Here is a 15,061-nt window from a genome sequence, read left to right on the forward strand (position 1 = left end):
GGAAACCCGCCAAAAACCGCCCTGCACGGGCGAAATCCGGCTCGAAAGCGACGCCAGGCCGGCGCCACGATGCCGCAATCCGGGCGGCAGAGCGGGTTGTTCAGACCTTCCTTAGCGTTCTTCCAGCCTTCACGCTGCGACTCGATGTAGGTGCGAGCAGCCTCGCGGAAGGGCATGGAATTGGGGGTAGCTTCAGCGGCTCGCTGGCGCTCTTTGCGCTCTTCGATGGGGTCGATGCCGCATGCCACCAGCTTGCGGCAGCGGGCGGCCTCGGCCCGGGCTTCGGCCAAGGAGATGGCGGACAGCGGGCCGAGACCCATTTCGCGCGCACGCTTGGCCAGCGAGTAGCGGTAGATCCACGACCGCGAGCCACTTTGGGAAATCTGGAGATACAGGCCGCCGCCGTCGGCGTGGTAGCCGGGCGTCAGCAATTTGGCGACGCGCAGAGCATTGAGGCGGTGTATCTGTCTGGAGGAAGCCATACCCACAATCCTACCCACAATTGAGGGTGGGATTATTTGGGAGGCCCTGGGACGAGGCAAGAACGCTATTACCCACGAAACCCACTGTTTAGCGGGGATTGCGAGAGCGTCTGAGAGTCAGCGAGAGTCGCTGAGAATGAATCCTGGCGGAGAGAGGGGGATTCGAACCCCCGATAGGCTATTAACCTATACACGCTTTCCAGGCGTGCGACTTAAACCACTCATCCATCTCTCCGGAAGCCCGCGATTGTAGCACACCGGGCGAGCCAGCCAACCCCTGATGCCTCGGTCTGGACGAGGCTGTCGGTTCTCCGGCGCAGCAAGCAACCGAGGGTGACCACTATTGCCGCTCCCAGCCGTTTGAACGTACGCTTCGCCAAAAAAACGCCAAGGCAAGGAGACCACCGCCACATGGAGCTGGACATCAACCACAAGCCGGTCAACGTCGACTGCGACCCGGCCACACCGCTGTTATGGGTACTGCGCGACCACCTGAACCTGACCGGCACGAAGTTCGGCTGCGGCGTTGCGGCCTGCGGCGCTTGCACGGTTCATGTGGATGGCGCGGCGGTGCGCTCCTGCGTCTTGCCCGTGACGGCGGTGGCCGGCAAGCGAATCACCACCATCGAAGGCCTGGCCGGCGGCGAGGGCAAGCGCCACGCCCTGCAGCAGGCCTGGGTGGATGAGCAGGTGCCCCAGTGCGGCTACTGCCAGTCCGGCATGCTGATGGCCGCGGCTGACTTGCTTGGGCGCCAGCCCGACCCCAGCGATGCGGATATCGACGCCGCCATGACGAACATCTGCCGCTGCGGCACATACCCGCGCGTGCGCGCGGCCATCAAGCGTGCCGCCAAGGCGTTGCGGGACGGGCACGCATGAACGCCAACGCAACGAAGCCGCGCAGAGGGCGCCGTCGTTTCCTGCTCGGTGCGCTGGGCATAGGCGGGGCGTTGGTGGTGGGCTGGGGGGTGATGCCACCGCGCAGCCGCGTGGGCGGTGCGGGCATCTTCCCCGAGCACAACGGCGAAATTGCGCTGAACGGCTGGATCAAGATCACGCCGGACGGCAGCGTCGTGCTTGCCATGCCGCGCGTGGAGATGGGCCAAGGCATCCACACCGCACTGTCGATGCTGGCGGCCGAAGAACTGGACATTCCGCTCTCGCGCGTGAGCATCGAGAGCCCCCCGGTGGAGCGCATCTACGGCAATGTGGTCGCCATGGGCATCGGCTCGCTGCCGGTGCACCCCGATAGCGAGGACAAGACCTGGGCGCGGGCACTGGCCTGGATGATGTCGAAGGTTGCGCGGGAGATTGGCCTCATCATCACCGGCGGCAGCAGCAGCGTAGCCGACGGCTGGCAGCCGGTGCGCGAAGCGGCCGCCACGGCGCGCGCCGCGCTGGTCGAAGCGGCTGCACGCGAATGGAATGTGCCGGCTGCACAGGTCAGCATCCGCGATGGCCGACTCATTGGCCCGGGCGGCAGGCAGGCGACGTTCGGCAGCATGGCACAGACGGCGCAGGGCATCTCTGCGCCGTCCAGCGTCAGGCTGAAACCTGCTTCGCAATACCAGTGGATCGGCAAGCCGGCGCCGCGCAACGACCTTGCGGCGAAGACCGATGGCAGCGCGCGCTTTTCCATCGACGTGCGGCCACCCGGCATGCTGTACGCCGCGGTCGTGATGTGCCCGGTGTTTGGCGGCAAGCTGAAGACGTTTCAATCGAAGGCCGCCTTGTCCATGCCGGGCGTGCGTTATGTGATGCCGTTCGAAGGCTCGGCGGGCGGGGCGCCGGGGGTGGCCGTGGTGGCCGACCACTACTGGCAGGCGCGTCAGGCGCTGGCGGCGGTCGAGCCCGTGTGGGACAACGGCCCGCACGCCGCGCTCGATTCAGCCGGCATCCGGCAGCAACTCGTCAACGCGCTGAACAGCGACAAGGGCGGGTTCACCTATCGCTCAATGGGCGACGGGCTGAACGCCTTCGACAACACCGGCGGCGGCATCATCGTCGAGGCGGAATACACGGCGCCGTATCTCGCCCACGCCACCATGGAGCCGATGAACTGCACCGCCCAGGTCACGAAGGACGGCGTGCAGCTCTGGGCGCCCACGCAGGTCGCGACGCTTGCGCAGGTGGTGGCTGCACGGGCTGCGGGCGTGGACCGCGACAAGGTCCACATCGACATCCCGTTCATCGGTGGTGGTTTCGGACGGCGGCTGGAGTCGGATTTCGTCGGCCAGGCCGTGACCATCGCAACCAGGACGGAAGGCCGTCCCGTGCAGGTCATCTGGTCGCGCGAGGACGATATCCGGCATGATTTCTATCGGCCGCAGGCCATCGCACGGCTCAAGGCCCGTGTGGAGCACGGCAAGGTCACGGCGATCGCCTCGCGCAGTGCGGGCCAGTCCATCCTGGCCGGCGAGCTGGACCGCCTGTTCGGTGCGCCATCGGCGGGCATTGACCGCTACACCGTCGAGGGTCTGTTCGATCTGCCCTACGAGATCGAGCATGAGCACATCGCGCACGTGAGCGTCGATCTGCCGGTCCCGATCGGGTTCTGGCGCAGCGTTGGCCACTCGTATGCCGGCTTCTTCCTGGAGGGCTTCCTCAACGAGGTCGCGGCGGTGGCCAGGCTCGATCCGCTGGCGATGCGGCGGGACCTGCTGCGTGCGCATCCGCGCGAGTTGAAGGTGCTTGAGGCCGCGGCGCAGGCGGCGGGTTGGGGGCAGCCGCTCGCGCCGGGTGCCGATGGTGCCCCGCGAGCACGCGGCATCGCGCTGCACCCGAGCTTCGGCTCCGTGGTGGCGCAGGTCGCGGAGGTGTCGCTCAAGGACGGCAAGCCGCGCGTGCACCGCGTGGTGTGCGCCGTGGACTGCGGCACCGTGGTCAACCCGCGCATCGTCGAGCAGCAGATGGAGAGCGCCGTCATCTTCGGCCTGACGGCGGCGCTGTACGGGCGCATCGACATCAAGGACGGGCAGGTCGTGCAGTCGAACTTCCCAGACTATCCCGTGCTCAAGATGGCCGAGACGCCCGTGATCGAAACGCACATCGTGCCGAGCGCGGCCGCGCCCACCGGCGTCGGCGAGATCGGCGTGCCGCCCATCGCGCCCGCTGTGGCGCACGCCGTGGCGCAATTGACGGGCAAGCCTGTGCGGCAACTGCCAATGGCGTGATGCCGCTGCGGTAAAACGAAAAAGCCGCGGGCGCGAACCTGCGGCTTTTTCTTGTGCGGCGGCCGAAACCGCTCAGGCCGCGTCCGGAAACACCGGCTCGCCCAGGTTCAGCATCAGCCGGTTGGCCCACGCAAAGATGGCGACGGCGTGGATCAGGTCGAGAATCTCCGCATCGGTCAGCCCGGCGGCCTTGAGCGGCTGCAGGTCTTCCGCTCGGACGTCGCCGGGGCGCAGCGTCAGATCGATCGAGAACAGCGCGATGGCCCGTTCGCGCGCATTCGTGCCGGCGGTGTGCGGGTCTTCAAAGACCTGCTTGATCACGTCGTTGCGCTTGGCAAGCTGCTCGAAGCGCTGCGCGTGAACCGATGCGCAATACACGCAGCCGTTGACGCGCGACACCACCGCGCTGGCGAGTTCGCGCTCGGCGCGCGACAGGCCGCCCGGCGCATACATGATCGCGTTGAATGCGGCCGAACGCTGACGCAGGATCTCAGGCTGGTGAACGAGAAACCGGTAGTAGTCCGACGTCTTCGCCTTCGGGTGGCTCTCTTCCAGCACGGCGATCTGCTCGGGCGTGGCGCGGTCGAGGTCGACCACATCGAGCCACGCCTTCCACTCCAGCGATTCGTTGGTGAAGCCGTGGGCGCGAATGATCTCGGTCATGCTGCGGTCTCCGTGGAAGCGGGGGAGGTGCTGGCGCCGTTCAGTGCCTGCAGCGCGCGCAGGCCGGCGACCAGCCGTGTCTGATACGACAGGAAGGCGATGAGCTGCGCCAGCGTCACGACGTCTGCGGTGGCAAGGCCCGCGGCGGGCAAGCGCAGCAGTGCATCGCGATCGCCTTCGATCGGGCGCTCGATCAAAGTGCGGGTGAACGTGAGGAGCGCACGCAGACGTGTGTCGGCAAGCGCGTCGACATCGCCGTGGTCCACGGCCTGCAGTGCGTTTGCGTCGACCGGTGTATCGGCCAGGCGCGCCCGGTAGTGGGCGCCCAGTTCGGGGGCGGGCGTGAGGCGGCACGCGTAGAGCGCCACGAGCAGCCGTTCGCTCAGCGTGAGGCCGGGCAAGGCCGCATCGAACAGTGCGTCGTAGCTGCCTTGCGTGGCAGCCGCGACTTTCTCTCGGGTGTGGCGCAGCGCGTGCGTGGCGCTGCCGTCGTTCAGGCCGGCAACCTGGTCCACCACATCTTGATCGGGCGTGAAATCCATCGATGAAAGGCTCCGGGAATCAGGTACGGACGCGCCGCGCGCGGCCACCGCGCTGGCGAGGAAGCGAAGCACTGCCGCCCACGACTGGGCATCGGCGCGGGCATTGGCACGCGGCTCGCCGCCACCCGTGCTGATGCGGCCCGACACCGGGTGCGCATAGACGAGCTGCGTGGTCGGCACGTACGGGAAGACGATGGCGTGGCCCGCGCCTTCGTAGTCGAAATGCTCGACGGGGTAGGGGTGGCGTACCTCGGCGAGCTTGGCGGTGACCATGCGCGAGTAGTCGCTCGACGGCCACGAACCATCGTCGGTGGCAGACAGCAGCAGCACCGGGCCACGCGTGCGTTCGACGCGGATGCGTGCGCGTGCCACGGCATCGGCGTCCTGCAGCGCGGTGCGGATCGCCCGTTCATGCCGATGCGGCGCAGGGCCTTCGTCGAACGGCGCCCAGGTGGCGGTGCGATTGCCTTCCCAGAGATGCGGCAGCGGCTGGCCGCGATACAGCCACGTCGGGCCTTCGCGGCCGACGGCGGGGTCGGCGGCGTTCTGCCCGCTGTGCACCACGGCGCCCGGCACGTAGCCGATCACCGCGGACACGGCCTCGGGGAAGGTCGCGCCAAGCAGCAATGCCAACTCGCCGCCGCGCGACTGGCCGCTCACGGCAACGAAGTCGTGCAGCGGCTGCACGCGCCTGCGCAGCCAGGCGAGCGCGCGCTCGAAATACTCCAGCGGCGTGTTCGAGATGTAGTCCGACAGCCCCGGCGCTTTGAAGTACGCCAGCGCGAAGGCTGCGTAGCCGTGCGAGGCATACAGCGCCGCACGTGGTTCGTTCATGCCGCCGCCCGAGCCGTTGAGAATCAGCACGGCGGGGCGCGGGCCCGGATGCGCATACGGGTCGGGCAGGTACAGCGTGCCGACCAGGCCTTCCCCGTTGTCGGCCGCACGCACCTCGTGGCGTGTCACGCCCGGCGCGGCCAGCCGCTGCACGAAGCGGGTGTGGACCGACTCGCCACCGGCCGTTGCCGTGAGCGTGGTGGTCAGCGGCTCGAAGCCTGTGGCGCACAGCGGCGGAAACACCTCACGCGCCTTGCCGTCCTCCGGGCGCTGGCTCCACACCAACCCCATGGCGCTGATGCCGGTGTAATCGCCGGAGACGGGCGCGTCGCGCGTGAGGTCGACCGCGCCCTGCGCATCGGCGACGAATGCGGCGCGGGCATGCCACAGCACGCCGTTGCCGCGGGCTGTCTGCGCGACGATGCCGACCTGCGCGCCCGGCGCCAGCCCCGTCACGACGATCTGGCGCGACACGTCGATCAGGTCATCCGCCGGCGTCACGCTGAGCGCGAAGGTTCCCATGGCGCTTACTTGCCGTCCTTGGTGACCATCTGCGCCGCGGTGCGGTCGCTCGTCATCGGCGTCACTTTCAGGCCCTTCCTGGCGGCCCAGACATTCTGGTAGTGGTACAGCGGCACCACGCCCACGTCGTCGGACACCAGCTTGACCGAGTGGCGCAGGATGGCCGCGCGCTTCTCGACGTTGAATTCCTCGGTGGAGGCGTTCAGTGCGTTGTCGACGGCCGGGTTGCTGTAGTGGCCCCAGTTGGAGGCGCCCAGGCCTTTCTTGGTGTCGACGGTGGCCAGCACGTTGACCAGCGCATAGCTTGCCTCCCCGGTGCCGTTGCCCCATGCCAGCATGCTCATCGCGTACTCATTCTTGTTGGCGCGGCCCGAGTAGACCGACCAGGGCACCACCTCCACGCGCGCCTTCACGCCGATGCGCGTCCAGAACTGCGCCACCGCCTGCGCGGTTTCCGGGCCTTGCGGGTAGCGGTCGTTCGGCACGTGCATCACGAGGTTGAAGCCCTGCGGAAAGCCCGCCTCGGCCAGCAGCTTCTTCGCCTGTGCGGGGTCATACGGAATGTCCTTCACGTCGGGGTTATAGCCGTACGTGTCCGACGGCATCCACTGGTTGGCGACGGTGGCGGCACCTTGCAGGATGCGATCGACGATGGCCTTGCGGTCGATCGCCAGCGACAGCGCGCGGCGCACGCGCACGTCAAGCAGCGGATTGTTCGGCAGCGGCTTGCCGTCGTTGCCGGTGATGTACTCGTTCGGTCCCTTGCGGAAGCTCGGCTGCAGCAGCATCACGCGCAGGCCGGGGTAGGCGAACACCTTCACGTTGGGCGACTGGCGCAGGCGCGCCAGGTCCGACACAGACACCTTGTCGATCACATCCACCTCGCCCGAGAGCAGGTTGGCCGTACGCGCGGCAGCATTGTTTATGTAGCGGTAGTTGACCTTCTCCCAGAGCTGCTTGCCGCCCCAGTAGTTGTCGTTGCGCGCCATCACCACGCGGTCGCCCGGCACATACGAGACAAACTTGTACGGGCCCGTACCCACCACGGCGCGGCCGGCGTTGTAGTCCTCGGTGGACGATTTTTCGCCCACATGCTTGCTGACGATGTGCACGGATGCGAGGTTCAGCGGCAGGTCGGGGTTGGGGATGTTCGTCTTGATGATGAGCGTCAGCGGGTCCTTGGCCGTGACCGACTCCACCGTGCGCAGATAGCCCGCGAACGTTGCCACGCTGCCCGGAACGCTGCGCGCGCGCTGGTACGAGAAGATGACGTCATCGGCCGTGAACGGCTGGCCGTCGTGCCATTTCACGTTCGGGCGCAGCTTGAATTCCCACGTCTTCGGATCCAGCGTCTTCCACGACAGCGCCAGGCCGGGCTGCAGCTTGTTCCACTTGTTTTCGACGAGCAGATCCCAGAAATGCACGTCGACGGAGCGGTCGCCGGCGTGGTTGTTCAACTGCGGGTCGAGCGACGACAGCGGATCGGCAAAGGCGATGTTCAGCGTCTGCGCGCTGACAGCGCCGGCAGCGGCAAACAGCGCTACAGCAAGCGACGAGGCTAGGAGGCGTTTCACGTGGGTTCCCTTTTCCTGTTTTTGGAATCGTTGGCTTATTGAATATCGTTCAGGTCGCGTCGTTCAGATGGCACGCGCTGACGTGGTTGACCGCAATGCCGCGCAGCGTCGGCGTTTCGGTCTTGCAGCGGGGCATGGCGTGCGGGCAGCGCGGATGGAAATGGCAGCCGGTCGGCGGGTGCAGCGGGCTCGGCATCTCGCCTTGAATGGCGGTAAACGTCTTGTGCCGGGCCGACAGGCGCGGGATTTCCGCCAGCAAGGTCTGCGTGTAAGGATGATTTGGGCGGCGGAAGACTTCCTCCGCGGGGGCCGATTCCACCACGCGGCCGAGGTACATGATCACCACCCTGTCCGACAGGTGTTCCACCACGCCCAGGTCGTGGCTGATGAACAGGTAGGTCAGGTTGAGTTGCTCGCGCAGGTCCATGAACAGGTTCAGGATCTGCGCCTGGATCGACACGTCCAGCGCGGCCACCGCCTCGTCGCAGACGAGCATCGACGGCTGCACCGCCAGCGCGCGCGCAATGCCGATGCGCTGCCGCTGGCCGCCGCTGAACTGATGCGGATAGCGGTCGCGCAGAGCGGGGTCCAGGCCCGCGCGCTGCATCTGCGCAGCCACGTAATCGGCAAAGTTGGCGCGGTCGGTCAGGCCGTGCACGCGTGCCGCCTCGCCGACGATCTCTTCCACGCGCAGGCGCGGGTTGAGGCTCGCATACGGGTCCTGGAAGATCATCTGGATCTTCAGGCGGGCCGCGCGGGCTTCCTCGGCGGAGAGCGTGTCCACAGCCTTTCCGTCCACGCGCACCTCGCCGGCCGAGGGCGGCATCAGGCCCGCAGCAATCCGGCCGAGCGTGGATTTGCCGCAGCCCGATTCGCCGACGAGGCCGACGACTTCACCGGGCTGGATCGCGAGGTCGACGCCATCGACCGCACGAACGATCGCAGGCGGATGCGCCAGGCCGGCGCGCTGCAGAACGCGATCGGCCACGCCGACTTTACGGTCGCCAAAGCGTTTGCTGACCTGTTTGAGTTCGACGAGCGGCGTGCTCATGCGACCTCCCGCGAGGAAGCGTGCTGCGCGCCCGGGTGGAAGCAACGCACGAGGCGGTCGGGTATTGGCTGCGTGATGTCGGGGCGTACGCCGCAGACCTCGGTGGCACGCGGGCAGCGCGCCGCAAACGCGCAGCCCGCGGGCAACGACAGCAGGTTCGGTGTCATGCCGGGAATCTGGCGCAGGCGCTGGCCGCGACGGTTCTCGCTGGGCAGGCTGTCGATCAGGCCCATGGTGTAGGGGTGCAGCGGGGCATCGAGCACCGCATCAACCGGGCCGTGTTCGACGATGCGGCCGGCGTACATCACGGCCACCTCGTCGGCCAGCCCGGCCACGACAGACAGGTCATGCGTGATCCAGATCAGCGCCGTGCCGTGCATGCGCGCGAGCTTCTGCACTTCGGACAGGATCTGCGCCTGGATGGTCACGTCCAGCGCCGTGGTCGGTTCGTCGGCAATGATCAGGTCCGGCCGATGCAGCATCGCAATGGCAATCGCCACGCGCTGGCGCATGCCGCCCGAAAGCTGATGCGGATAGGCACGCAGCCGTTCTTCGGGGCTCGGAATGCCCATCAGACCGAGCGTGTCCCGCGCATGGTCCCACGCCTGTTTGTGGCTCATGCTGCTGTGCGCGCGCACGGCTTCGATCATCTGGGCATCGATGCGCAGCACGGGGTTGAGCGTCATCATCGGGTCCTGGAAGACCATGGCGATGCGGTTGCCCTGCAGCTTGCGCAATTCACGCGGGGGCAACTTGGTGAGGTCGCGGCCCTGGTAGAGGATCTCCCCGCCGACGACGCGGCCGGGCGGGTCCACCAGACCCATGATCGAGAACCCGGTGACGGACTTGCCTGAGCCGGATTCGCCCACCAGCCCGAGGATGCGCCCGCGCGCGAGCGAGAACGACACGTCGTCCACGGCCGGCAGCACGCCTTCGCGCGTGAAGAAATGCGTGCGGAGGTTGCGGACTTCGAGGGTGGTCGCGTTGGTGGACGTCATCGTTGCGTCCTCGGGTTCAGCACTTCACGCAGGCGGTCGCCCACCAGGTTGATGGCCACCAGCGCCAGCAACAGCGCGATGCCCGGATAGAAACTGATCCAGTACTGGCCAGACAGCATGTATTGGTATCCGTTGGAAATCAGCAGGCCCAGAGACGGCTCGGTAATCGGCACGCCCAGGCCCAGGAAGGACAGCGTTGCCTCCAGCGTGATCGCGCGCGCCACCTGCAGCGTGCCCACGACGATCAGCGGCGGCAGGCAGTTCGGCAGGATGTGCCTGAGCGCAATGCGCCAGCCGGGCAGGGCTAGCGAGCGGGCGGCTTCCACGTATTCGCGCCGACGCTCAACGAGCGCTTGGCCGCGCACCGTCCGCGCGTAATACGCCCACTCCAGCAGCACGAGGGTCAGCACGACATTCGTGATGCTCTTGCCGAGATAAGCGAGGATCATCATCGCCACCAGCACCGACGGGAACGACAGCAGCAGATCGACCGTGCGCATGATGATGCTGTCGACGCGGCCGCCGGCATACGCTGCAATCAGGCCGAGCAGCGTGCCGATCACCGCCGCCACGGCTGCCGAACCGATCCCCACGCCCAGGCTGATGCGCAGGCCATAGAGGATGCCGGAATACAGATCACGCCCCTGGCCATCGGTGCCGAGCCAGTACGTAAATGTCCCGAGGCCATTCGGCGAACCTGGCGGCAGGCGCGAGTCCAGCACGTCGAGCTGCATCAGGTCGTACGGGTTCTGCGGGGTGATCCACGGTGCGGCCAGCGCGGCGAGCATCAGGATCACGACCACCACGAGCCCAAAGACGGCGGTCTTGGATGCCAGAAAATCGGACACCACGCGGCGCCACGGCGATTGCTTGCGCGGGGCGGCAACCGCCGCTGCGGTGGTGGGTTGCGGAGTTGTATTCATCATGCAGCCTCCGCGCTGTCCGCCGCACGCACGCGCGGGTCCAGCAGCCGATACAGGATGTCGACGATCAGGTTGAGCGACACGAACAGGCACACCACGACGATGAGGTAGGAAACGATGACCGGCCGGTCCAGCGAGTTGATGCTATCGAGGATCAGCTTGCCCGCGCCGGGCCACGCGAAGATGCTTTCCGTCACCACCGCAAAGGCGATGGTCGAGCCGAGCTCCAGCCCCAGCACCGTCACCAGGGGGATCAGCGTGTTGCGCAGCACGTGCGCGAGCACCACACGCAGCGGCGACAGGCCCTTGGCCCGCGCGAACTTCACAAAGTCCTGCGGCAGCACCTCGCGCACGCCCGCAGACGTCAGCCGCAGCACCAGCGAGAGCTTGAACAGTGACAGGTTGACCGCCGGCAGCACGAGATGCCGCAGGCCATCGACCGTCAGCCACGACCATTCGATGCCGAACAGGCGCGCGGTTTCGCCGCGTCCGCTGGCGGGCAGCCAGCCCAGGCTCACACTGAAGGCCATGATCAGCATCAGGCCCACCCAGAACGTCGGCAATGAGAATCCCACCACGCTGCCCGTCATGAGCAGGCGCGACACCGGATGGCGCGGGTACAGCCCCGCGAACAGCCCCAGCGGCACGCCGACCACCACCGCGATGATCAGTGCAGAAAACGCCAGCTCCAGCGTGGCCGGCAGGCGTTGCAGGATCAGCTGGATGGCCGGTTCGTTGTAGACGAAGCTCTTGCCCAGGTTGCCGTGCAGCGCGCCGTTCAGGAACGCGAGGTACTGCTCCCATAGCGGCTTGTCCAGACCCAGCTCGGCAATGATGCGGGCGCGGTCGATCTGGTCCACGTCCTGGCCGATCAGGATGTCGACCGGGTTGCCGATGGCGTGCAGGCCGATGAAGACGATCACCGTCATCACCAGCACGACCACCAGCGCCTGACCGATGCGGCGGATCAGCCAGGCGGTCATCGTGCGGCCTCCTGGGTGGATGCAGCCTGGGCCTGCACGCCGGGCGGTGGGGCAGGCGTCCATTCATCGCCAAAGATCTCGGGTTCGGCATAAGCCTGGATGGCGGCGTAATGGGCTTCGATGTCTTCGCGGTAGAGCAGGCCGGCAATGCCCTGCGCCAGCCGTTTCGCGCCCTCGCTGATGGCCGGGATGTCGCCCGAGACGCTGCCGTGCGTGACGGATGCCGGATAGCAGAAGCAATGCACCCGCGACAGGCCGGGCAGCGCGCCGGGCGTTTTCTCGAGGAATTCGAAGGCGTGGCCCAGGTCAGGCGAGTCGGCCAGCTCTGCGTCCTCCTCGCCGGGCTGCGGCGTGTAGCGATCGCGCCACTGGCGCACGTGCGGCGCGAGGGTGCTGAATTCGGGCCGGGCCGCCCAGTCCGTGCGAAAACCCGTCGAAAAGATCAGGAAATCCAGTTCGAACATGCCTTTGCTCGTCATCACGTGGAGCGCGCCATCGCGCTCCTCCACACGAAGGATGCCGCAACCGAGGTTGAAACGCGCATTCGGGTGTCGCGACACGCGCAGCGTGCTGCCGCGCGGCGGCGGCACCTGCTCCACGTTGATGTAATGGCGGATGCGCCATTTCCAGGCGTCGGGCAGGTGCAGATGCCCGTGCACCAGGCCGGGGCTGCCCGCGCCCTTGCCCTTGTTGACGCGGGGCAGGTCGGGACGCCGGATGAGCAGGTCGACACTGGCCGCGCCCGCTTCGAGCGCCGTCGCGGCCGAGTCCATGGCCGAGGCCCCTGCGCCGACGACGCCGACGCGCTTGCCGGCCAGCGTGCCGTAATCCATCTCGTCGGACGAGTGCGCCCACCGGTGGCGCGGCAGCGCACGCGCGAATTCCGGCACCGACGGGCCGCCGAGGCCATCACGGCCTGTCGCCAGGACCACGCGGCGCGCATAGATGCGCTGCGTCGGCTGGTCGGGCGCGTCGATGAGCAGCTCGACGGCGTCCTCGCGCGGATGAATCGCCTTGACGTGGTGCGCGTTGCGAACCTCGAGCTGCAGCACGCGGCGGTACCAGCGCAGGTAGTCCATCCACTGCAGGCGCGGGATCTTGTCGAGCGCTTCCCATGCGTCGGTACCGAACTGCGCTTCGAACCACGCGCGGAAGGTCAACGCGGGCAAGCCGAGCGCCGGGCCGGTCAGCTGCTTCGGTGAGCGCAGTGTCTCCATGCGCGCTGTGGTCGCCCACGGGCCTTCAAAGCCGGCAGGGGAGCGGTCGAACACCACCGCGCCCACGCCAAGGTGCTTGAGCGATGCCGCCGCCGCGAGGCCGGCCATGCCGCCCCCGATGACGGCGACATCGAGCACCGGCTCGCCATTGACGGTATGTGGCAGGGTCCACGCCTTTGCAGGCAGTTCAAGCCAGGCGAGGTCCTGGCGCAAACGGGCTTCCAGCGCCGCCAGCCCGGGGGCGTGCGGCGCGTTGTCGGGTTGCAGAGCGGTCATGCGGACGCGCCTTCGGTTTCGTTAAGGGGTTCCCCGTACAGCACCTGCAGCATGCTGGCGTGGCGTGCGGGGTCGTGCAGCTTGCAATCCGGCAGCAGCCGCTGCGCGGCGCGTGAGAGGGCGTCGATCAGCCACGTGACGGCGGGCATGGGGCGCTTCGCCTCGGGTGTGATCACGCCGAAGAAGAACGGGATATCGGCATCGATGGGGCGGACCGTCACGCCTTCGACGGGCACGCCATACGCCGTGACAGGTTCCAGCAGCCCCACGCCCAGCCCCGCGCGGACGGCAGTCAGGGCGTTGAGCGAGGCATTGGTTTCAATCAGCGAAGCCGGTACCACGCCGGCCTGCGCCAGCGCCTGATCGAGCCGGCGGCGCAGCCGGTACGGGTTGTGCATGGTCACAATGCGGCGGCCCGCGCAATCCGCCAGCGCCACGCGCTGTGCCTGGGCAAGCGGGTCGGTCTGATGGAGGGCGGCAACGCAGGCGGCTTCGCCAATCCAATGCACGGTGACACCGCGATGCTCCAGCGGCAGGCTGCTGATGCCGAGATCCGCCGCGCCGGTCAGCACCGCGTGCACCACCTGTTCCGGCGAGGCGCTGCGGATCTGGACATGCTGGGCCAGCTCACGGTCGTCCGCCAGCGCCGCAGGCAGCAAGCCCGCCGCCAGCGCAGAGGTGGCCGCCAGCCGTAGCGGGCGGGGCTCGCCGCGGGCGATCTCTTCGGCGCGGGTGCGGATCTGCCGCAGGCTGATGAGCGTGTGCTCAACGTCTTCGTACAGCAGGAAGCCCTCCTCGGTCGGCGACACGCGCGGCCCAGCGCGGGTGAAAAGGGCGTAGCCGATCTCGGCTTCCAGATCCTGGATGAGCCGGCTGATGGCGGGCTGCGATCGGCCCAGCAGTCTGCCGGCCGCCGTCACGCTACCCGTCGACATGACGGCCGCAAATGCCTCGAGTTGTCGGAGTTCCATGTGCCGGGTTGATCGCCGTCATGCATGTGGTCTGTGCATTCTGGTAGAGGCAGTATGCGGATTCCAAATAGTATTTTCTTATGTACTCATGCGTTTTGCGTGGCGGCCGCTATACCTGGCGGGCGGCCCGGTTGCCCCAGGGTGTGTGCCATCCCAGAGAGAGCCGTCCCCCCCGGGAGGGCAAAAAAAACCGCCGTGCAAGACGGCGGCTTGTGCAGCAAGACAGTCGCAGATCAGTTGTTCTGCTTGGTGATCTTCGTACCCTCGATGGACGCACCTGCCATCAGGCCGGCATTGGTCAGGTTGAAGCCGATGACCGGCTGCTGAACCGTGTTGGTGTCCACCGCGCCATTAGCGCCGATCTTGGCCAGCGCCACGGTCGCGTCCACGCCGGCCGTCCAGCCATTGCTTTCCTGGAATTTGCGCAGCGCCTCGTCCGTCATGAAGAGGATGATGAGCGCGCGCGACTGGGCACCGGCCTGGAAGCCGACGGACGCCGAGGCGATGTTGTAGTAGCCCAGCGGACGGCCGCCGCTCGTGCGCAGTACGCCTTCGCCGTACTGGCCGCCGACCACGAAGCCGGCGTTGAGCACCGACGGGAACACGAGCACGCCCTTGGCGCGCGAAACCAGGTCGCGCGAGCCATTGGCTGTGGTGTACAGGCGCGAGAGCACCGAATCTGCCTGCGAGTTGGTGGTGGCGTGTTTGTTCGTCGACGTCATGACGTCAGAGCCCTGCGCATTCGGGCTCGTGGTGGTACAGGCCGCGATCTGGGTGCCCAGCAGGGCGGCGGCAGCGAGAGTGGCAGCGGTACGGCGGCTGATGAAGTTCTTTTTCATGGCGATCGTTCTC

The 15,061-nt window shown here is 67.3% G+C and carries 13 protein-coding genes and 1 tRNA gene; 2 read left to right on the plus strand and 12 right to left on the minus strand.

Annotation, left to right across the window (positions count from 1 at the left end; translation table 11 throughout):
* Both KHN96_RS18895 and KHN96_RS18900 read right to left on the minus strand, forming a co-directional pair.
* The coding region (locus tag KHN96_RS18895) for an Arm DNA-binding domain-containing protein (protein ID WP_211888731.1) at positions 1-482 on the minus strand (482 nt) is incomplete at its 3' end.
* 144 nt (positions 483-626) lie between these two features.
* A tRNA-Ser gene (locus KHN96_RS18900) sits at positions 627-717 on the minus strand.
* A gap of 176 nt (positions 718-893) precedes the next feature.
* On the opposite strand from KHN96_RS18900, the gene KHN96_RS18905 reads away from it, so the two are divergent.
* Positions 894-1,361 carry a (2Fe-2S)-binding protein gene (locus tag KHN96_RS18905; RefSeq protein WP_045787139.1) on the plus strand — a complete coding sequence of 156 codons (468 nt, stop codon included), beginning with the start codon at positions 894-896 and terminating at the stop codon, positions 1,359-1,361.
* The gene (locus tag KHN96_RS18910) at positions 1,358-3,655 is read left to right on the plus strand and encodes a xanthine dehydrogenase family protein molybdopterin-binding subunit (protein WP_062738417.1); all 2,298 of its coding nucleotides are present in this window, start codon (positions 1,358-1,360) and stop codon (positions 3,653-3,655) included. Before KHN96_RS18905 ends, KHN96_RS18910 begins: the two co-directional genes overlap by 4 nt.
* Positions 3,656-3,727: 72 nt before the next feature.
* Here KHN96_RS18910 and KHN96_RS18915 read toward each other — a convergent pair whose 3' ends face one another.
* The 10 genes from KHN96_RS18915 to KHN96_RS18960 form a co-directional block, all read right to left on the minus strand.
* Entirely contained in the window at positions 3,728-4,318 is a 591-nt protein-coding gene (locus tag KHN96_RS18915) for a peroxidase-related enzyme (protein ID WP_045787137.1), read from the minus strand.
* Positions 4,315-6,216, minus strand: coding sequence for an acyl-CoA thioester hydrolase/BAAT C-terminal domain-containing protein (locus KHN96_RS18920; RefSeq protein WP_062738418.1), 1,902 nt, complete (start codon positions 6,214-6,216; stop codon positions 4,315-4,317). The genes KHN96_RS18915 and KHN96_RS18920 overlap by 4 nt, the downstream gene beginning before the upstream one ends.
* A gap of 5 nt (positions 6,217-6,221) precedes the next feature.
* Positions 6,222-7,790 carry an ABC transporter substrate-binding protein gene (locus KHN96_RS18925; RefSeq protein ID WP_062738419.1) on the minus strand — a complete coding sequence of 523 codons (1,569 nt, stop codon included), beginning with the start codon at positions 7,788-7,790 and terminating at the stop codon, positions 6,222-6,224.
* A gap of 49 nt (positions 7,791-7,839) precedes the next feature.
* Positions 7,840-8,841: an ABC transporter ATP-binding protein gene (locus KHN96_RS18930; RefSeq protein WP_045787134.1), complete on the minus strand. Its 1,002-nt coding sequence runs from the start codon at positions 8,839-8,841 to the stop codon at positions 7,840-7,842.
* A complete protein-coding gene (locus KHN96_RS18935; RefSeq protein WP_062738420.1) occupies positions 8,838-9,839 on the minus strand; it encodes an ABC transporter ATP-binding protein in 1,002 nt (333 codons plus the stop codon). Before KHN96_RS18935 ends, KHN96_RS18930 begins: the two co-directional genes overlap by 4 nt.
* On the minus strand, positions 9,836-10,765 hold the full coding sequence (locus KHN96_RS18940) for an ABC transporter permease (RefSeq protein WP_037027188.1): 930 nt from the start codon (positions 10,763-10,765) through the stop codon (positions 9,836-9,838). The genes KHN96_RS18935 and KHN96_RS18940 overlap by 4 nt, the downstream gene beginning before the upstream one ends.
* Positions 10,762-11,745 (minus strand): ABC transporter permease, encoded by a 984-nt coding sequence (locus KHN96_RS18945; RefSeq protein WP_062738421.1) that lies wholly within the window; start codon positions 11,743-11,745, stop codon positions 10,762-10,764. Before KHN96_RS18945 ends, KHN96_RS18940 begins: the two co-directional genes overlap by 4 nt.
* Positions 11,742-13,238 (minus strand): flavin-containing monooxygenase, encoded by a 1,497-nt coding sequence (locus KHN96_RS18950; protein WP_062738422.1) that lies wholly within the window; start codon positions 13,236-13,238, stop codon positions 11,742-11,744. Before KHN96_RS18950 ends, KHN96_RS18945 begins: the two co-directional genes overlap by 4 nt.
* The gene (locus tag KHN96_RS18955) at positions 13,235-14,209 is read right to left on the minus strand and encodes a LysR family transcriptional regulator (RefSeq protein ID WP_045787129.1); all 975 of its coding nucleotides are present in this window, start codon (positions 14,207-14,209) and stop codon (positions 13,235-13,237) included. Before KHN96_RS18955 ends, KHN96_RS18950 begins: the two co-directional genes overlap by 4 nt.
* A 233-nt stretch (positions 14,210-14,442) precedes the next feature.
* On the minus strand, positions 14,443-15,048 hold the full coding sequence (locus KHN96_RS18960) for a BPSL1445 family SYLF domain-containing lipoprotein (protein WP_045787128.1): 606 nt from the start codon (positions 15,046-15,048) through the stop codon (positions 14,443-14,445).
* Positions 15,049-15,061: the final 13 nt, after the last annotated feature.

The organism is Ralstonia mannitolilytica (genome assembly GCF_905397375.1).
In the GTDB taxonomy this organism is placed as follows: Bacteria; Pseudomonadota; Gammaproteobacteria; order Burkholderiales; family Burkholderiaceae; genus Ralstonia; species Ralstonia mannitolilytica.